The sequence below is a fragment of the Luteimonas terrae genome, assembly GCF_004358165.1.
Taxonomy (GTDB): domain Bacteria; phylum Pseudomonadota; class Gammaproteobacteria; order Xanthomonadales; family Xanthomonadaceae; genus Luteimonas; species Luteimonas terrae.
On the sequence record NZ_SMTG01000004.1, the window covers coordinates 261,223 to 279,799 of the forward strand.

At 70.2% G+C, this 18,577-nt stretch carries 13 protein-coding genes; 5 read left to right on the top strand and 8 right to left on the bottom strand.

Annotation, left to right across the window (positions count from 1 at the left end):
- Positions 1-69: 69 nt before the first annotated feature.
- The 3 genes from ppc to yihA form a co-directional block, all read right to left on the bottom strand.
- Positions 70-2,793: a phosphoenolpyruvate carboxylase gene (gene ppc, locus E2F49_RS10400; RefSeq protein ID WP_133393819.1), complete on the bottom strand. Its 2,724-nt coding sequence runs from the start codon at positions 2,791-2,793 to the stop codon at positions 70-72.
- Positions 2,794-2,905: 112 nt separating this feature from the next.
- A complete protein-coding gene (locus tag E2F49_RS10405) occupies positions 2,906-4,270 on the bottom strand; it encodes a glutamate--cysteine ligase (protein ID WP_133393820.1) in 1,365 nt (454 codons plus the stop codon).
- Positions 4,271-4,385: 115 nt separating this feature from the next.
- Positions 4,386-5,018, bottom strand: coding sequence for a ribosome biogenesis GTP-binding protein YihA/YsxC (gene yihA, locus E2F49_RS10410; RefSeq protein WP_055251215.1), 633 nt, complete (start codon positions 5,016-5,018; stop codon positions 4,386-4,388).
- A 131-nt stretch (positions 5,019-5,149) separates the two neighbouring features.
- Here yihA and E2F49_RS10415 point away from each other — a divergent pair, with 131 nt between their 5' ends.
- The 4 genes from E2F49_RS10415 to E2F49_RS10430 all read left to right on the top strand — a co-directional run bounded on the left by E2F49_RS10415 (position 5,150) and on the right by E2F49_RS10430 (position 8,492).
- Positions 5,150-6,052: a c-type cytochrome gene (locus E2F49_RS10415; RefSeq protein WP_133393821.1), complete on the top strand. Its 903-nt coding sequence runs from the start codon at positions 5,150-5,152 to the stop codon at positions 6,050-6,052.
- 150 nt (positions 6,053-6,202) lie between these two features.
- Positions 6,203-6,859, top strand: a complete 657-nt coding sequence (locus E2F49_RS10420) for a thiol:disulfide interchange protein DsbA/DsbL (protein ID WP_133393822.1) — start codon at positions 6,203-6,205, stop codon at positions 6,857-6,859.
- A gap of 34 nt (positions 6,860-6,893) precedes the next feature.
- On the top strand, positions 6,894-7,694 hold the full coding sequence (locus E2F49_RS10425; protein ID WP_133393823.1) for a thiol:disulfide interchange protein DsbA/DsbL: 801 nt from the start codon (positions 6,894-6,896) through the stop codon (positions 7,692-7,694).
- Between the two features lie 12 nt (positions 7,695-7,706).
- Positions 7,707-8,492 (top strand): endonuclease/exonuclease/phosphatase family protein, encoded by a 786-nt coding sequence (locus tag E2F49_RS10430; protein WP_055251209.1) that lies wholly within the window; start codon positions 7,707-7,709, stop codon positions 8,490-8,492.
- A 293-nt stretch (positions 8,493-8,785) separates the two neighbouring features.
- Here E2F49_RS10430 and E2F49_RS10435 read toward each other — a convergent pair whose 3' ends face one another.
- The 5 genes from E2F49_RS10435 to purT form a co-directional block, all read right to left on the bottom strand.
- A complete protein-coding gene (locus E2F49_RS10435; protein WP_133393824.1) occupies positions 8,786-11,662 on the bottom strand; it encodes a TonB-dependent receptor plug domain-containing protein in 2,877 nt (958 codons plus the stop codon).
- Positions 11,663-11,779: 117 nt separating this feature from the next.
- Positions 11,780-12,895, bottom strand: a complete 1,116-nt coding sequence (locus E2F49_RS10440) for a PLP-dependent cysteine synthase family protein (protein ID WP_133393825.1) — start codon at positions 12,893-12,895, stop codon at positions 11,780-11,782.
- Between the two features lie 131 nt (positions 12,896-13,026).
- On the bottom strand, positions 13,027-14,184 hold the full coding sequence (locus E2F49_RS10445; protein WP_133393826.1) for an amidohydrolase: 1,158 nt from the start codon (positions 14,182-14,184) through the stop codon (positions 13,027-13,029).
- Positions 14,185-14,204: 20 nt separating this feature from the next.
- A complete protein-coding gene (locus tag E2F49_RS10450) occupies positions 14,205-15,002 on the bottom strand; it encodes a sulfite exporter TauE/SafE family protein (RefSeq protein WP_133393827.1) in 798 nt (265 codons plus the stop codon).
- 256 nt (positions 15,003-15,258) lie between these two features.
- On the bottom strand, positions 15,259-16,452 hold the full coding sequence (gene purT / locus E2F49_RS10455) for a formate-dependent phosphoribosylglycinamide formyltransferase (RefSeq protein WP_133393828.1): 1,194 nt from the start codon (positions 16,450-16,452) through the stop codon (positions 15,259-15,261).
- A gap of 161 nt (positions 16,453-16,613) precedes the next feature.
- On the opposite strand from purT, the gene E2F49_RS10460 reads away from it, so the two are divergent.
- Positions 16,614-18,572 carry a lytic transglycosylase domain-containing protein gene (locus E2F49_RS10460; protein WP_133393829.1) on the top strand — a complete coding sequence of 653 codons (1,959 nt, stop codon included), beginning with the start codon at positions 16,614-16,616 and terminating at the stop codon, positions 18,570-18,572.
- Positions 18,573-18,577: the final 5 nt, after the last annotated feature.

Consider the following 18,577-nt stretch of genomic DNA (forward strand, 5'->3'; position numbering starts at 1 on the left):
CACAGCAACAGCCGCAGCAACAGCAACAGCAACAGCAGCAGCTAATGCGGAGAAGCCGAGCCGAAACGGTCAACCGGTGTTCTGGATACCCGCGGCAATGCCATTGACCGTCGCCAGCAGCGCGCGCAACGTGGCGTCGTCCTCGCGGTCCGACGCGCGCCAGCGCCGCAGCAGTTCCACCTGCAGCAGGCTGATCGGATCCACGTAGGGATTGCGCAGGCGGATCGACAACTGCAGGCGGTAGTCGTCGGCCAGCAGCACGTCCTGTTCCTTGAGCAGCAGGATCGCATCGCGCGTCCGCAGGCATTCGTCGAGGATGCCGGGGAAGAACGCGTCATGCGCGTCGCCGGCCAGCTGCGAGTAGCGCTCGAAGATGCCGATGTCGCTCTTGGCCAGCAGCATCTCCACGTCGTCGAGCGCGGCGCGGAAGAACGGCCAGTCGCGCGCCATCTCGGTCATGGCCTGCTGGCCGTACACGCGGATGCCGTGCTGGAGCGCGGTGCCCAGGCCATACCAGCCGGTCAGGCCGGAGCGGTTCTGCGCCCAGGCGAAGACCCACGGGATTGCGCGCAGATTGTTGATGCCGCCGTCGCGCCTGCGCGACGGACGCGAGCCGATCTGCAGGCGTTCGATGACGTCGATCGGCGTGGCCGCGCGGAAATAGTCCGGGAAGTCGGCGCGCTCGTGCACCAGCGCGCGGTAATGCGTGCGCGAGACCTCGGCCAGTTCGGTCGCGATGCCGCGCCAGCTGTCCTCGCGCGGATCGGGCGCGCGCGGCCGCAGTGTGGCCTGCAGCACGGCGGCGGTGGACTGCTCGAGGTTGCGCAATGCGAGTGCGCGGATGCCGTATTTGCGGTGGATGACCTCGCCCTGCTCGGTCACGCGCAGGCTGCCGTCGACCGACCCACGCGGTGCGGCATTGATCGCGCGCCCGGTCTTGCCGCCACCGCGGCTCACCGAGCCGCCACGACCATGGAAGAACACGATGCGCACGCCGGCTTCGCGCGCGAGCGCGGTCAATTCCACCTGCGTGCGCTGCAGCGCCCAGCGCGACGCCAGCAGGCCACCGTCCTTGGCGCTGTCGGAATAGCCGAGCATCACCGTCTGCCGCTCGCCGCGCGACGCCAGGTGCGCGCGATAGCGCGGATCGTCGAACAGCGCGCGCATCACGCCCGGCGCGGCCTGCAGGTCGTCGACGGTCTCGAACAGCGGCGACACGTCGAGCGGCACCTGGCCGTCCTCAACGCAGCCGGCGATGCGGGCCAGCGCCAGCACCGCCAGCGCATCGGCGGCGCTGCGTGCCATCGAGATGATGTACAGCCCGGTCGCCGACGCGCCGTGGCTGCGGCGCAGGTCGGTGACCGCATCGAACACGCCGAGTGTCGAGGCGACAGTGTCGTGCGACAGCGCGCCGTTCGCCTTCGGCGGCGTATCGAGCATGGCGTGCAGACGTTCGAGGCGCGTCTCGACGTCGAGCGCACTCCAGTCGCTGCCATCGATCTGGCCGAGCACCTCGTCGTGCACCGCCGAATCCTGGCGCAGGTCGAGTGCGGCGAGGTGGAAGCCGAAGGTGCGCGCACGCCACAGCAGGCGTTCCAGCGCGAACAGACCGGCATGCTCGCCGCGATGGCCGCGCAGGCTGGCCTCCATCAGATCCAGATCGGCGCGGAACGCATCGGCATCCGCGTAGCCCGCCCGGTGGTCGGCATCGGTCAGGCGCAGCCGCAGCTGCATCAGATCGAGCAGGCGCCGGTAAGGCATGTCGGCGTGGCGCGGATTGAGCGCGGACTCGGCATCCGGCAGACGCCGACGGTAATCGTCGACGCGGGCGCTGATCGACGCGTCGATCGTCGCGCGGCCCTGCGTCTGGGTCAGCACGTTGCCGAGGCTGCGCAGGTCGCGCCGGTACTGCGCGAGCGCTTGGCTGCGCTGCGCACCGAGCGCGGCGCGCATGGTGTCGGCATTGACGTTGGGATTGCCGTCCATGTCGCCACCGACCCAGGTGCCGAAGCGCAGCACCTGCGGCAATGCGGGACGCGCACCGTAGACCGACTCGATCGCATCGCCGAGGGCCTCGTAGAACACCGGCAGCACGCGGTAGAGCACGTTCGACAGGTAGTAGCCGACATGCTCGACCTCGTCGGCGACAGTCGGCTTGCGCGCGGGCGCGTCGGAGGTCTGCCACGCCGAGGTCAGGGCCAGCACGATGCGCGCATCGTCGGCGCGGCGTTCGGTCGGCGTGCGTTCGCGATCGATGTCGGCGATCAGGCGCTCGACGATCGTGCGCTCCTTCTCCAGCAGCACGCGACGCACGGCCTCGGTGGGATGCGCGGTGAACACCGGCTCGACGTGCAGACGCGCGAGCGCGGCTTCGAGCTGCGGCAGATCGACACCGCCGTCCCTGAGTTCCTGCAGCACCGCTTCCAGCCCACCGGGCTGCGGCGCGTCGCCGTTGCGCTGGTAGTCGCGACGGCGGCGGATGCGGTGCACGCGCTCGGCGAGATTGATCGCACCGAAGTACGCGGCGAATGCACGCACCAGCGCATCGGCATCGTCCAGTGAGACCTGCGCCAGACCCTCGGCGAGCGTGTCGACCGGCGCGCCGGTTTCGCGACGCGCAATCGCCGCGCGCCGCACCTGCTCGACCTGGTCGAGCAATGCGGGCGAGACCTGTTCGGAGAGCATGTGGCCGACCATCGCGCCAAGGCGGCGGACGTCGTCGCGCAACAGGGTGTCGGAGGTCGCGAAGCCGACTTCGCGCAGCGGAGGGGGGAGATCGTCGTGGGCGGTCATCCGCTCACGTTATACGAGCGCCACGTGACCGTGGTGCAGCGATGCCCTCGAAGCCGTTCGAAGTCCTGCCGCGCTCGCCGGCGGCGCGCGCGACGGACTTCGACATGGGCGCTCAGTACGCGAACTCGCGGAACACGCGATCGATGTCGCCCTGCCAGGGGCCGTGGTACAGCGCGAGCTTGCGCTCGGCCGGCGTCTCGCCCGACTCGGCGATCTCGATCAGGGTTTCGAGGAACACGCGTTCGTCCTGGCCGCGCGCATTGGTCCGCGCGCGACGCTGCAGGCCGGCGACCGAGATCTTCAGCGCCTCGACGGCGAGATCGCGCAGGGTGCCGCTGCGGAACGGCGTCTTCAACGCGTGCCTGGGCACGTTGTCGCGCAGGGCGTTGCGCTCTTCCATGCTGAAGTCGCGGACCAGGTCCCAGGCCGCATCCAGCGCCGCGTCATCGTACAGCAGGCCCACCCAGAACGCGGGCAACGCGCACAGCCGGTTCCACGGACCGCCGTCGGCGCCGCGCATCTCCAGATATTTCTTCAGACGCACCTCCGGGAAGGCGGTGGTCATGTGGTCGTTCCAGTCGCGCAGGGTCGGCAGCTGGCCCGGCAGCACCGGCAGTTCGCCACGCAGGAAATCGCGGAAGCTCTGGCCGCTGGCGTCGTGGTAGATGCCGTCGCGGTAGGAGAAGTACATCGGCACGTCGAGCAGGTAGTCGACGTAACGCTCGTAGCCGAAACCGTCCTCGAACACGAAGTCGAGCATGCCGGTGCGGTCGGCATCGGTGTCGGTCCAGATGTGCGAGCGGTAGCTCAGGTAGCCGTTCGGCCGGCCCTCGGTGAACGGCGAATCGGCGAACAGCGCCGTGGCCACCGGCTGCAGCGCCAGCGACACGCGGAACTTCTTCACCATGTCGGCTTCGGTCGCGTAGTCGAGATTGACCTGCACGGTGCAGGTGCGGGTCATCATGTCCAGGCCCAGATCGCCGACCTTGGGCATGTAATCGCGCATGATCCGGTAGCGGCCCTTGGGCATCCACGGCATGTCGGCGCGCGACCACTTGGGCTGGAAGCCCATGCCGAGGAACCCCAGGCCCAGGCCGTCGGCGACCGCGCGGACTTCGCGCAGGTGCGTCTCGACCTCGCTGCAGGTCTGGTGGATGTGTTCGAGCGGCGCGCCCGACAGTTCCAGCTGGCCTGCCGGCTCCAGCGTCACCGACGCGCCGTCCTTGAGCAGCGCGACCGTGCGGCCGCCCTCGTCCACCGGCGCCCAGCCGTAGCGCGTGAGTCCGGTCAGCAGCGCTTCGATGCCACGCGGCCCGTCGAAGGTCGGCGGGCGCAGATCGTCGAGGCGGAAGCCGAACTTCTCGTGCTCGGTGCCGATGCGCCAGGCGTCGATCGGCTTCTCGCCGGAGGCGAGCACCTCGACCAGCTGCGCACGGTCGGTGATCGGGGTATCGGCGACGTGGCTGGGGCTGGACATGCGCAGGACGGCTCTGGAAGGGGCGCACGGAGAGCCGCGACGCGAAGCGCGCACTATAAGCGCGGACCCGCCATCCGGGCGTCTTGCCCGTGCATCGCCAGCGTTCCAGCCGTGCTCAGGACGCGCGGACCGGCGTGCGCGGCCCCATCTCCATCCAGTTCGCGATCACGCTGCGCGCCTCGTCGACGCCGACCTTGGACTCGCCGGAGAACACCTGCACGCTGACCTTGTCGCCGTGCAGCGCCTGCAGTTCCTTGCGCACCGCCTGCAGCGTGTTGCCGGCCGCGCCGCGGCCCAGCTTGTCGGCCTTGGTCAGCAGCGCATGCGCCGGCATGCCGTGCTCGACCGCGAACGCGATCATCTGGCGGTCGTAGTCCTTGAGCGGGTGGCGGATGTCCATCACCACGACCAGCCCTTTGAGCGCCTCGCGCTCGCGGAAATAGCGGGCCAGGAACGCCTGCCAGTGCGCCTGCAGGTCGCGCGGCACCTTGGCGTAGCCGTAACCGGGCAGATCGACGAGGAAACGGTTCTCGTGCGGCGGCAGCGCGAAGAAGACCAGCTGCTGGGTGCGGCCGGGGGTCTTGGACACGCGCGCGAGGGCGTTCTGCTGGCACAGCGCATTGAGCGCGCTGGACTTGCCGGCATTGGAGCGACCGGCGAAGGCGACTTCGAAGCCGCCGTCGGCAGGCAGCTGCTGCGGCGTGTGTGCGGCCAACAGGTAATTGGCGCGGGCAAAGGGATTCGACATCGCGATAGCTTGGCACGACGGGCGCCGCCCTGCCCGACTGCGGTTTGACCGACCCGGCGGTGCCCAACATAATCCGGGGACTTGCGGCCGGCCCCACCCGGACGTGGTGTCGAAGATCACGGAGCTCAGCAATGCGCCACGCCCGCGCCTTTGGTATCGCCGGTCTAGTCATCCTTGCCGTGGGCGCCGTCGCGTTCGCGCAGTCCACCGTGCAGCCGTTGCCGGATGCGCCGGCGGTCGAAACACGCGAACTCGGCGACACCGCCGTCGCCGATCTGGCGAAGGCCACGCACGGTGATCCGCAGAAGGGCGCCCAGCTCGCCGGTGCCTGCGCGGCCTGCCATGGCCTCGACGGCAACGCCGACGCCGACCCCAGCCTGTATCCGCGCATCGCCGGCCAGAGCGAGCGCTACGTCGCCCGCCAACTGGCGCTGTTCAAGAGCGGCGAGCGCGTCAACGCGATCATGCAGCCCTTCGCCCAGCCGCTCAGCGCGCAGGACATGCGCGATCTCGGCGCGCATTACGCGCAGCAGTCCAGCGGCGCGGGCATCGCCGACGACGCGGTGGTCGAGGCCGGCCCCTACAAGGGCATGAAGTTCTTCGAAGTCGGCCAGAAGCTGTTCCGCAGCGGCGACGCCGAGCGCGACATTCCCGCCTGCATGGCCTGTCACGGCCCGGCTGGCAGCGGCAATCCGGGCCCGGCCTATCCGCACGTCGGCGGCCAGCAGGCCTGGTACAGCTCCGGCCGGCTCTATGCCTACCGCGAGGGCCAGAGCAGCGAGGACGACAAGCACCTGTTCAACGTGATGGCCGCGGTCGCCAAGTCGCTGACCGACGAGGAGATCGAGGCACTGTCGAGCTACATGCAGGGCCTGCACCCACGCCCGGATCCGGCGATGCAGGCCGCGATCGAGGCCCAGGCCGCGGCGATGCCGGCGCCGGCCACGCCGCCCCAGGACCAGGCCGTGCCCGCGACCGATCCGACCGCCGAGCAGGCGCTCGAAGCCGCGGAGCCGGCGCCCGCGACGCAGTGATGCACCGCGCCGCGACGCGACATCACCCTGCCGCTTGCGGCACCATGCCGGCTTGATCGACGCGTCCCGTCCCCACACGCCGCGCCGACGGCGGTCGCCGCAGCCCTGCGGCACCGGCCGGGCGCGGCGTCCGCATTCCGGAGTGCCTGCATGAGTCCGCATCCTTCCCGCGTCTGGCGTCGCCTGCTGGCGGTGGCCGCACTCGCTGCGTCGCTGGTGCTGCCGGTTGCCGCGCAGGAGCATGCGCCGGTCGAGGGCCTCGACTACGCGCTGATCGCCGACGGCCAGCCCTGGCAGCCGCTCGACGGCAAGATCGAAGTCGTCGAAGTGTTCTCCTACGGCTGCGTGCACTGCTTTCATTTCCAGAAGCAGGTGGACACCTGGCGCGCGAAGGCGCCGCGCGACGTGCGCTTCACCTATCTGCCGGCGGCGTTCTCGGCCAACGACAACTTCGCCCGCGGCTTCTTCGTCGCACAGGCGCAGCGCCTCGATGCGCGCACCCATCACGCGCTGTTCTCTGCCGTGCACGAAACCTCCGCGCTGCCGCGCAGCGGCGCGAGCGTCGACGCGATCGCCGCGTTCTACGCCCGCAATGGCGCGCGGTCCCAGGCCCGTTTCGCCGAGGCGATGACCAGCGCGCAGACCACCGAAAAGCTGAACGCCGCCCGCGCCTTCGCGGTGCGCAGTGGCGTCGAAGGCACGCCCACGCTCATCATCAACGGCCGCTACCGGGTGATGGGCCGGCGGCTGGAAGACCTGCTCACCGTGGCCGACCAGCTGATCGCACGCGAACGCGCCGCGCGCTGAGCCTCACCGCACGATTTCCATCGAGAGAGACCCCATGAAGATCCGCCACATCCTGCTTCCGCTGCTCGCTTCCGCCCTGCTCGCGGCCTGCGGCCAGCAGCCCGACACCGCCGCGACGCCGGCCGCCGCGCCCGAAGCGCCGGCGCAGACGGCACCGGCCGCCCCGGCTGACACCACCACGCCGGCCGCCACCGAGGCCGCGGCGCCCACCGCGGATGCACCGGCCGAGGCCGCCGCGCCGAACACCAACCCGGTCGTCGCGCCGCAGGGCCCGGCGCCGGTCGCCGGCACCGACTACGTCGAGATCGAAGGCGGCCAGCCGTTCGCCGCGACCGCCGGCAAGGTGGAAGTGGCCGAGGTGTTCGCCTACTGGTGCGGCCACTGCGCCGCGTTCGAGCCGCTGGTCAACGCATGGAAGGCGCGCCTGCCGGGCGACGTGAATTTCGTCGCGCTGCCGGCGGTGTTCGATCCGAACGACAACTTCCCGCGCGCCTTCTTCGCCTCCGAGGCGATGGGCACGCTGGCCAAGACCCACGACGCGACGTTCAACGCGATCCACATCGAGCGCAAGCTGCGTCCGAACGCCGATGCCGCCAGCATCGCCGCCTACTACGCGGGCCTCGGCATCGACCAGGCGCGTTTCACCAGCACGATGCAGAGCTTCGCGGTCAACGCCAACCTGGGCCGCGCGCGCCAGTTCGCCGTGCGCAGCGGCGTCAACGCCACGCCGACCATGGTCGTCAACGGCAAGTACCGCGTGATCGGCGGCAAGTCGCTGGAAGACATCCTGCGCATCACCGACCACCTGGTCGCGATGGAACGCGCGGCGCAGTAAGCGCCCGACGTCGTGGGAAGTTCCGCCCCCCGGGCCACCGAGGCCGCGCGCACGCTCAAGGTGCTCAGCGCGAACATCCAGGCCGGTTCCAGCACGCGTCGCTACAGCGACTACGCGACGCGCAGCTGGTCCCACGTGCTGCCGGCCGGCAAGCGCACCGCGCTCGACACGATCGCCACGCTCGCCGGCAGCCACGACATCGTCGGCCTGCAGGAGGCCGACCCCGGCAGCTGGCGCTCGGGGTTCACCAACCAGACGCACTACCTCGCCGAGCGCGGCGGCTTCGAGTACTGGACCCACCAGCCGAACCGCCGCGTCGGTGCGGTCGCGTCCAGCGCCAACGGCCTGCTGAGCCGGCTCGAGCCGATCGAGGTCATCAACCACGCCCTGCCCGGCCGCATCTCAGGCCGCGGCGTGCTGCTGAGCCGTTTCGGCGAAGGCGACGAAGGCCTGGTCGTCGCGGTCGCGCACCTGTCACTGGGCGCGCAGTCGCGGCATTCGCAGCTGTCCTTCATCGCCGAAGTGCTGGCCGATCACCCGAACGCGGTGCTGATGGGCGACTTCAACTGCACCTCCGACCGGCCGGAGATGTCGGTGCTCTATCGCGGCACCGGCCTGCAGCCGCCGTCCTGCGCGGTGCACACCTTCCCGAGCTGGCGTCCGCAGAAGGCGATCGACCACATCCTGGTCACCGGCAACCTCAAGTGCGTCGACATGAAGGCGCTGCCGGCGGCGTTCTCAGACCATCTGGCACTGTCGACGCAGCTGCAGGTGCCCGAGGCTGCGCTCAGGCGCTAGCGATCGGTGGTGGTCGCTCGGAACGCGACCGCGCGAGACCCACGCTTCGCCCCCACCCGCCCCGTCCGGCCCGGCGCAGCACGCCGGGCGCTCGATCGATCCGCGCGGCAGCGCCGCGCGAGCGGATCGCGCTCACCCCCCGCGCGCGTAGGGGGAGGGCTTCGGTCTACTGCACTCGGTGCAAGCCGCTGCGCGCTTGCGCCCTCCCCCGCGTGCGGGGGAGGGTTGGGTGGGGGCGAACCGTGCGATCGCGCCATGCCCGGTGCGCGCGTTTCAGCCGACGGGCATCCACTTCAGAAGTCGATACCCAGACGCGCGTAGAGGAAGCGACCCGGCAGGTCGTAGGTCGACGCGTCGTAGCCGTTGAGGCTGCAGCTCAGGCACACCGGCGGTTCCTTGCCGGTGAGGTTGTTGACGCCCAGGCTGACGCGCACGCCGTCGAGCCAAGCGGTGTTGCGCCAGGACAGCTGCAGGTCGTGATAGGTCGTCGCGCCGAGGCCGTTGACGTCGTTGTCGCTGTCGTCGCAGATCGGGAAACCGTTGGCGCCGCCGCAGGATTCGACGAGGCTGTCGATGTAGCGCACCGTCCAGGCCAGCGACCAGGGGCCGCGGGTCCAGTCGGTCACCAGCGTGCCGCTCCACTCGGGAATCGCGCTGTTGTTGACCTCGACGCCCGGGCGCCGCGGTTCCAGCGCGCCGGTCTCGTTGGCCAGCTCGTAGCGCGTGACCCAAGTGGTCTTGGCATCGAAGCGCAGGCGGCCCCAGTCGCGCTCGGGCAGCGTCCACGCGGCGGTGAAATCCCAGCCGTCGGTCTTGATGGTGCCGAGGTTGGCCAGGATGTCGTCGAAACGGATGATCTGGCCGCGATCACTGCGGTCGTAGGAATCGCAGGAGAACGGATCGCGCGTGGCGATGCAGCGCTCGAGGATCGCCTGCGCATCGGGTGCCTGGATCGCGTCGGTGATGTGGTGGCGATAGAACGTCACGCCCAGATCGAGACGGTCCGACCACGACACCTCGTCGGCGAACGACGGGCTCCACACCGATCCGATCATCAGGCTGCGGCTGTGCTCGGGCTGCAGGTTCGCGTTGCCCGAGGTGACGACCGAGATTTGCGAGTTGGTCTGCGTGTAGCCCGGCGGCACGCCGTCGGCGGCGCAGGCCGGTGACGGCACGGCGGCACCCGAGCACGGATCGACCAGAGTCGCGTCGAAGCGGCTGAGCGTGCCGTAGAGCTCGCCGATCGACGGCGCGCGGAAGCCTTCGGCGTAGCTCATGCGGAACAGGATCTCGTCGACCGGCTGCCAGCGCAGGCCGACCTTGCCGGTCGTCTCGCCACCGAAGGTCGAGTAGTCCGAATAGCGGCCGGCGATGCTCAGGTCGAGCATCTCGCCGAACGCGCCGTCGCGCATCAGCGGCACGCTGAACTCCGCATAGGCCTCGTTGACGTCGTACTCGCCGCGGGTGATGCCCGACGGCACGCCGTTGTATTCGCCGGCCACTGTGATCGGATCGGGCGTGTAGCTGCCCTCGTACTTGCGGTATTCGTAGCCGGCGGCGAACGACAGCGGTCCGGCCCACATCTCGAACAGGTCGCCGGTGACGTTGGCCGAGGCCAGCGTCAGCGCGTTGCGGCTTTCGTCGCGCACCACCGGCTGGATGAAGGCCAGCATCTGCGGGGTGATCGTGCCCGGGCCGCCGAACAGGTCCAGCGGCACACAGCCGGCGATCGTCGCGCACACGGCCGGATCGCCCAGCGCCTCGTTGATGCGGCGGATGTTGTAGCTGCCGGTATTGGTCTGCTCGGCGCGGCTCTGGCTGCGGACGAGGTTCACGTCCCAGTTCCAGGTGCGCACGCCAACCTGGAACGTGCCTTCCAGACCGCCGGCCGCGTACCAGGTGTTGACGTCCTGGGTGTAGCGCCGCGGGCCGCCTTCGACCGGACGCCGCGCGAGCAGGAACAGGTTGGGGCTGTCGCCCTCGGTGGTCAGGTCGAAGCCGAAGGGATTGAAGGGATTGAGCGCCGAAATCGTCAGCGTGCTCTCCGCGTACGGGTTGTACACGCCGGCATCGGTGCCGAGGAAGATCGGCTCGGGCGCGGCCTGGTTGGACGAGGTGCGCTCGTTGTAGAGCACGCGCGCATAGGCCGACATCTGCGGCGTGAACTCGAAGCGCACCTGGCCGAACACCGACTTGCGCTCGGACGGCGTGAGCAGCAGGTTGTTCGGCGCAAAGTTGTAGCGGTCCGCAGTGCCGAAACAGTGGAAGTCGTCGGTGCGCGTGCAGCCGGTCTGCGTGGAATCGTAGACCGGCGAAGTCGCGCCGGCATTGGGCGTCAGGTCGACGGTCTCGCCGGTGGTCGGGTCCTCGAAGATGAAACGTCCCGACGGCGTCGCCGAGCTGCCGTTGGACAGGCCCGTGCCGGGCACGGGTACCGCCGCGTTGGCGAACTTCGAGGACGCGATCTCGCGCTGCTTGTAGTACGAGGCGCCGAGGAACCACTGCGCGCGTTCGGTGCCGCCGCCCCAGCCCAGGTCGGCGCCCCAGGTCTGGCCGCCGAGGTCGTCGTACTCGCCGTAATGCAGGTCGAGGCTGCCGCCGTCGGCCTCGCGCTTGGTGATGATGTTGACCACGCCGGCGATGGCGTCGGAGCCGTAGATCGACGACGCACCGTCTTCGAGCACCTCGATGCGGTCGATCAGCGCCAGCGGAATCGTGTTGAGGTCCACTGCCGAGCCCACGCCGGAGCCGGACGATTCGTTGACCCAGCGGATGCCGTCGACCAGCACCAGCACGCGCTTGGCGCCGAGGTGCCGCAGATCGACCGTCGCCGCGCCCGCGCCCACGCCGCCGCCGTCGGGCGGGAAGCCGAAGTTGCCGCTGGAATTGAACTTGGTATTGAGCGCCGCGCCGCTGGCGGTGAGGTTCTGCACGATGTCGGCGACCGAGGTGAATCCGCTGCGGTCGATGTCCTCGCGCGAGAGCACCTGCACCGGCACTGCGGTTTCCATCTCCGCCTTGCGGATGCGGCTGCCGGTGACCTGCACGGTGTCGAGCGTGCGGGCTTCCGGTTCGCTGGCGGCGGTCTGGGCGTTCGCTGCGGCGGGCAGCGCGAGCAGCATCGACAGCTGGACGGCGGCGGCCAGCCGGTGGCGGGGCATCGGGATCATGGGCAGTACTCCAGTGGTGCGGAAGGTCTGCCGGTGCCCCCATGCCGCCGGCAGTCAGGTTGTAACGAATCGTTAACCTCGCCGCACCTGGGGTCAACCCCAGCTTGACCGCACTACTCAGCCGGCCACGTCGCCGGCCGAGGCCATCGGCGGCAGCGCGGCCGCCTGCTCGGCGCAGGCGCGCATCGCGATGTCCGCCGCGTCCATGTCGAAGCCCTGTGCGGTGTACCAATCGGGGTTGTAGTAGCTGTGCGCGTAGCGCTCGCCGCCATCGCAGAGGATGGTGACGATGGAGCCGGTCACGCCCGCTGCGCGCATGGCCTGCGCGGCGTGCAGCACGCCGATGATGTTGGTGCCGGTGGAACCGCCGACGCGCCGGCCCAGCCGCGTGTTGGTCCAGCGCATCGCGGCGAGGCTCAGCGCGTCGGGCACTTTGAGCATCGCGTCGACGCAGCCGGGGATGAAGCTCGCCTCGGCGCGCGGGCGGCCGATGCCTTCGATGCGCGATGGCGGCGCCGCGGCGATGTCGCCGTGCGGGGTCCGGCCGTCGCGGCAGCGCGCGTAGTGATCGAAGAACGCGGAGTGCTCCGGATCGGCGCACAGCACCCGGGTGTCGTAGCCGCGATAGCTGGCGTAGCGGCCGATCGTCGCGCTGGTGCCGCCGGTACCGGCGCTGCAGACGATCCAGCGCGGCACCGGATGCGCTTCCTGCGCCATCTGCTTGAAGATCGACTCGGCGATGTTGTTGTTCGCACGCCAGTCGGTCGCCCGTTCGGCGTAGGTGAACTGGTCCATGAAATGCCCGCCGGTCTCGCGCGCGAGCTGCTGCGAGGCCTCGCCGATGCCGCAGGCACTGGGCACGAGGTGGCAGCGGCCGCCGTGGAATTCGATCGCGGCGATCTTCTCCGGCGAGGTCGAGGCTGGCATGACGGCGACGAAGGGCAGGCCCAGCAGGCGCGCGAAATAGGCTTCCGAGACGGCGGTCGACCCGCTCGACGCCTCGACCACCGTGCTGCCCGCGTGCAGCCAGCCGTTGGCCAGCGCGTAGAGGAACAGCGAGCGCGCGAGCCGGTGCTTGAGGCTGCCGGTCGGATGGCTGGATTCGTCCTTGAGGTAGACGTCGATACCCGGAAAACCCGGCAGCGCCAACGGAATCAGATGGGTGTCGGCCGAGCGATTGAAGTCGGCTTCGATCTTGCGGATGGCCTGGGCCACCCAGTCGCGCTGGGACATGGTGCACTCGCAGGAAAGTCGGCGCACCCCGGTCGGCCCACGGTGCGCGACATAGCTTATGTGGGCGCGGGCTCGCGCGCGAAGGGGTCGTGCCAGGATCGCGCGCAAGCGCGCTCCCACGGGCCGTCCGATCAGCCCAGACGCCGCCGCACGATGCGGTCGAACACCGCCACCGCGACCGGCAGCAGGCCGTCGTCGAAGCGGAAGGTCGGGTGGTGGCACATCGCACTGTCCATGCCGAGAAACAGATAGGCGCCGGGCCACTGTTCGAGCATGTAGGAGAAGTCGTCGGAGAACGGATAGGCGCGCAGGTCGGTCGCGACGTTCGCGGCGCCGAGCACGTCGCCGATCGCCTCGGCCGCAAGCGCCGCCTGTTCGGGCGCATTGACGCAGGGCGGGCACGCATGCGGAATCTGCAGATCGATACTGCAGCCCGAGATCTGCGCATGGCCCTCGCACAGCGCGCGCAGGCGCTCGAGCAGCGCCTCGTGCACGTCCTTCGACAGCGCGCGGATCGTGCCGCTGAGCGATGCGGTCGAGGGAATGATGTTGTGCGTGGTGCCGGCCTGCAGCGAGCCGACGTTGATCAGCGCCGCTTCCATCGGATCGATGTGGCGACCGACGATGGCGGAAATGTCGACCGCGAGCCGCGCGGCGACCTGCAGCGGATCGTTGGCGCGATGCGGCGCGGCCGCATGACCGCCGACGCCTTCGATCGCGATCTCGAACACCGCCAGCGACTGCAGCGTCGCACCGCTGCGTACGCTGGCGCGGTCGCTCGGCAGCGCCGGCATGTTGTGGAAGGCGTAGACCTCGTCGCAGGGCCAACGCGCGAACAGGCCGTCCTCGATCATCCGGATCGCGCCGCGCCCGCCCTCTTCGGCCGGCTGGAAGATCAGCACCACGCGGCCGGTAGCCGGCGGATGCGTGACCAGATGCGCGGCCGTGCCCAGCAGTGCCGAGGTGTGCCCGTCGTGGCCGCAGGTGTGGGCGACGCCGGGACGCTGCGAGCGGAACGGCAGGTCGCTCTGTTCGTCCATCGGCAGCGCGTCCATGTCCGCGCGCAGGCCGATCGACAGACCCGGCTTGCCGCTGTCGATCACCGCGACGACGCCGGTGCCGCCGAGACCCGTGTGCACCTCCAGGCCGAGGCCGCGCAGTTCCTCGATCACCAGCGCCGAGGTGCGCTCCTCTTCGAAGCCGAGTTCCGGCCAGGCGTGGATGCGATGGCGCCAAGCGGTCATGCGCGAGGCGAGGTCGGCGATGGGCGCGGGAATGTTCCGGGTCATGGGCAATCCGTCAGCAGATGTCAGAGCAACAGCAGGCTTGCACCCACCAGATAGAGGAACAGCGCGAACACGCGCTTGAGCGTGGCGCCGCTGATCGCATGCGCGATCCGCGTGCCGTAAGGCGCGGCGAACACAGAGGCCAGCGCGATGCCGATCGCGCCCGGCAGGTAGACATAGCCCCAGGACACGCCCGGCACCACATCGGCCGGCGCCTGCAACGCGTAACCGGCCGCCGCGGCGAAGGCCACGAACACGCCGCAGGCCGACGACGTGCCGACCGCACGCACCGGCGACACGCCCAGCCACACCAGCAGCGGCACCGTCATGCCGCCACCGCCGATGCCGACGATCGACGACAGTGCGCCGATGCCGACACCGGCGCCCGACAGGCCGGGACCGGTCGGCACCACGGCATCGCCGCTGGCCTCGGGTGTGCGCGACAGCAGCAGTTGCGTGCCGACGACACCGCAGTAGGCCACCACGCAATAGCGCAGCACGTCGCCGTCGAGCAGCACCGCCAGCCAGCTGCCGAGCCAGCCGCCCAGCAGCACGCCGGGCAGCATCCACGCCACCGAATGCCACAGCACGCTGCCGCGCAGATGATGCGCGCGTGCCGAGGACAGGCCGGTCAGGATGATGCTGGCGAGCGCGGTCGCGAGCGCGGTATGCATCGCCGCGTCCTGCGGCACGCCGTACAGCGGCAACAGCCAGACCAGCGCGGTGACCAGCACGATGCCGCCGCCGATGCCGAGCAGTCCCGCGAGGATGCCTGCGACGGCGCCGAGCAGCGGGAAGCAGAGCATGGACCAGGTCAGCATGCGTGGCCCGCTTCGACACGAGCGCGTAGGTCTGCATGCGCGCGTGGAGAAAAAGCCCTCCCCCGTGCGCGGGGGAGGGTTGGGTGGGGGCGAACCTTCAGGTCGCACTGAAAAAGAGGTTCGTGCGAACAGCGCTGCCCGAAATCCGACAACGCCGCTATCGGAACGTTTGCCCCCATCCCAACCTTCCCCCGCGCGCGGGGGAAGGGGCTGGATCGCGCTCGATTCCAGATCGGCGAAAACTTCACGTGCCCGATCAGGTCCACTCGATCGTGATCGCAGCCGCCGCCTCGCGCGCCGTCGCGCGTGCCGTCTCCACGTCCGCGCCGCGCGCCAGCGTCACACCGACGCGGCGCTGGCCCTCGACGCGCGGCTTGCCGAACAGGCGCAGCGCGCTGTCGGGCGACTGCAGCGCGGCGCCGATGTTCGAGAACACCGGCACGCCCGTGCCCTGCGCCAGCAGCGCACACGACGCCGCGGTGCCGTGCGCCACCACACCATCCGCATCGACCGGAATCGGCAGGCCGAGGATCGCGCGCGCATGCAATGCGAACTCGCTGAGATCCTGCGACGCCAGCGTGACCAGGCCGGTGTCGTGCGGACGCGGCGAGACTTCCGAGAACCACACGTCGTCGCCCTTCACGAACAGTTCGACACCGAACACGCCGCGCCCGCCGAGGTCGTCGGTCACCGCGCGCGCGACATCGCGCGCGGCCTGCAGCGCGGCCGGCGACATCGCCTGCGGCTGCCAGCTCTCGCGGTAGTCGCCGGCGATCTGCACATGTCCGATCGGCGCGCAGAACGCGGTGCCGCCGGCATGGCGCACGGTCAGCAGGGTGATCTCGTATTCGAAGTCGATGAAGCCCTCGACGATGCAGCGGCCCGCGCCGGCGCGGCCGCCGGTCTGCGCGTAGTCCCATGCGGCATCGATGTCGGCCTCGCTGCGCACCGTGCTCTGGCCCTTGCCCGAAGACGACATCACCGGCTTGACCACGCACGGCAGGCCCACGGCCTCGATCGCGGCGCGGTATTCCTCGCGCGTGTCGACGAAGCGGTAGGGCGAAGTCGGCAGGCCCAGCGTTTCGGCGGCGAGGCGGCGGATGCCTTCGCGGTCCATGGTCAGGCGTGTCGCGCGTGCGGTCGGCACCACGTTGAGGCCGCCCTGCTCCAGCGCGACCAGGGTATCGGTGTGGATCGCTTCGATCTCGGGCACCACCAGATGCGGCTGCTCCTTGGCGATCAGCGCGCGCAGCGCGGCCGGATCGAGCATGTCGAGCACGTGGCTGCGATGCGCGACCTGCATCGCCGGTGCATCGACGTAGCGGTCGGCGGCGATCACTTCCACGCCGAAGCGCTGCAGCTCGATCGCGACTTCCTTGCCCAGCTCGCCCGAACCGAGCAGCAGCACGCGGGTGGCGGACGGGGACAGCGGCGTGCCGAGAGTGATCATGTGCGCGGGACCGGACGGGAGGGGCCGTCATTCTAATCGGTGCCTGCCGCAGGGCCCGGCGCGCACGCCTGCATTGAACGCGGCACCGTGCGAAAGAGCGCTTCAGCCCGCCTCCGCTATAGTCGGCCGCCATCCTCGACATGCCCGTGCCGATGCCGCAGATGCCCGCTGTTTCCGCTCCGATCACGTCCCTGCACCGACGCGTCCGCCGGCTGTTGCTGCCCGCGCTCCTCGCGTTGTCGCCGCTCGGCGCATCCGCGCAGTCGAACGACGACGCCGCGTTCCGCGCCGCGATGCAGGCGGCCGAGCGCGGCCAGCCGGTGTCGCCGTCGCTGCAGTCGCATCCGGCCGCGGCCTGGCTGGAACTGGCGACGCTGCGCCGCAATCTCGACACGCTGCCGATCGCGCAGGGTCGCGACTTCCTCGAACGCCACAAGGGCACGCCGGTCGCCGAGGTATTCCGCGAAGGCTGGCTGCGGGCGTTGGCCAAGCGGCAGGAATGGACGGCGGTGCGCGCGGCTTGGGTTCCGGGCATCAGCAATGCCACCCTGCGCTGCATCGAACTCGATGCACGCGCGCGGACCGGCGCGACCGATGCGCAGTGGACGCGCGATGCACAGGCGCTGTGGCGCAGCAGCGGCAAGTCGCTGCCGAACGAATGCGACGCGCCGTTCGCGACGCTGGCCGCCAATGGCGGGCTCGACGACGCGCTGCGCTGGGAACGCTTCGATCTGGCCGCCGCCGAGTGGGACGTCGGCGTCATGCGCACCATCGCGCGCGGCATGTCCGCCGGCCAGCAGGCGCTCGCCAACGATTACGCCGACTACATGCAGGCGCCGCACGCGCGTGCCGCGCAATGGCCGAAGACCGCGCGCAGCCGTCTGGTCGCCTCGCAGGGTCTGGCGAAGTTCGCCAAGGACGACCCGCTGGCCGCCGAACAGCAGTTGCCGGCGCTCGCCGCGGCGCTGGACTTCGGCGAAACCGAGAACGGCCGCGTGCTCTACCAGGCCGCGCTGTGGACGGTCGCGTCCTATCTGCCCGACTCGGCGCGCCTGCTCAATAGCGTGCCCGAAAGCGCCTACGACGAGCGCCTGCACGAATGGCGCGTGCGCGAGGCGCTGGCGCGCAAGGACTGGGCTGCGGCACGCACTGCGATCGGCAAGATGGGCGCCTCGCAGCGCGGCCAGTCGCGCTGGACCTGGTTCCAGGCGCGCACGACCGAGCTGACCGGCGACCGCGCCGGCGCGACCCCGCTGTTCCGCGAGGCGGCGAAGAGCTCCGACTTCCACGGCTTCCTCGCCGCGGACCGCGTCGACCAGCCCTACGCGCTGTGCCCGCTGGACCATGCGCCGACCAACGATGCACGCGCGAAGGTCGCCGCCGATCCTGGCCTCACGCGCGCGCTCGCGCTGTACCGCATCGACCGGCCCGGCTGGGCCGCACGCGAATGGAGCGCGGCGCTCGAACGCTTCGACGATGCGCAGCGCCGCATCGCGGTGCAGGTCGCACAGGAGAGCGGCTGGTACGACCGAGGCGTGTTCGGCCTCGGTCGCAAGCCGGAAGAGTCGCGACTGTACACGCTGCGCTTCCCGCTGACCCAGCAGGCGCTGATCGAACGCGAGTCGCAGCGTCAGGGCCTCGACCCGGCCTGGGTCGCGGCCGAGATCCGCGCCGAGAGCACCTTCAATCCGAACGCGCGCTCGCCGGCCGATGCCCGCGGCCTGATGCAGGTGATGCCGGCCACCGGCGCCGCCGTCGCGCGTCGCCTCGGCATCGCCTACGGCGGGCCGGACAGCCTCTACGATCCGGCGACCAACGTGGCCATCGGCACCGCGTACCTGCGCGAGAAGAAGGACATGTACACGCTGCCCTACGTCGCTATCGCCGCGTACAACGCGGGGCCGACGCCGACGGGGCGCTGGCTGTCACAGCGTCCGGACATGGACCCGGACATCTGGATCGAGACGATCAGCTACCGCGAGACGCGCGAATACGTCGCGCGCGTGCTGGCTTTCAGCGTGATCTACGACTGGCGCATGTACGGCCAGGCCGCGCCGCTGGAGCCGCGCATGCGCGGCGCGCCGGCGCAGCGGAACAAGCGCTTCGCCTGCCCGGCCTGACCTCG

Excerpts from the sequence above, each read along its gene's own strand:
- ppc (WP_133393819.1), bottom strand. The coding sequence starts at position 2,793 with ATGACCGCCCACGACGATCTCCCCCCTCCGCTGCGCGAAGTCGGCTTC.
- E2F49_RS10405 (WP_133393820.1), bottom strand. The coding sequence starts at position 4,270 with ATGTCCAGCCCCAGCCACGTCGCCGATACCCCGATCACCGACCGTGCG.
- yihA (WP_055251215.1), bottom strand. The coding sequence starts at position 5,018 with ATGTCGAATCCCTTTGCCCGCGCCAATTACCTGTTGGCCGCACACACG.
- E2F49_RS10415 (WP_133393821.1), top strand. The coding sequence starts at position 5,150 with ATGCGCCACGCCCGCGCCTTTGGTATCGCCGGTCTAGTCATCCTTGCC.
- E2F49_RS10420 (WP_133393822.1), top strand. The coding sequence starts at position 6,203 with ATGAGTCCGCATCCTTCCCGCGTCTGGCGTCGCCTGCTGGCGGTGGCC.
- E2F49_RS10425 (WP_133393823.1), top strand. The coding sequence starts at position 6,894 with ATGAAGATCCGCCACATCCTGCTTCCGCTGCTCGCTTCCGCCCTGCTC.
- E2F49_RS10435 (WP_133393824.1), bottom strand. The coding sequence starts at position 11,662 with ATGATCCCGATGCCCCGCCACCGGCTGGCCGCCGCCGTCCAGCTGTCG.
- E2F49_RS10440 (WP_133393825.1), bottom strand. The coding sequence starts at position 12,895 with ATGTCCCAGCGCGACTGGGTGGCCCAGGCCATCCGCAAGATCGAAGCC.
- E2F49_RS10445 (WP_133393826.1), bottom strand. The coding sequence starts at position 14,184 with ATGACCCGGAACATTCCCGCGCCCATCGCCGACCTCGCCTCGCGCATG.
- E2F49_RS10450 (WP_133393827.1), bottom strand. The coding sequence starts at position 15,002 with ATGCTGACCTGGTCCATGCTCTGCTTCCCGCTGCTCGGCGCCGTCGCA.
- purT (WP_133393828.1), bottom strand. The coding sequence starts at position 16,452 with ATGATCACTCTCGGCACGCCGCTGTCCCCGTCCGCCACCCGCGTGCTG.
- E2F49_RS10460 (WP_133393829.1), top strand. The coding sequence starts at position 16,614 with ATGCCCGCTGTTTCCGCTCCGATCACGTCCCTGCACCGACGCGTCCGC.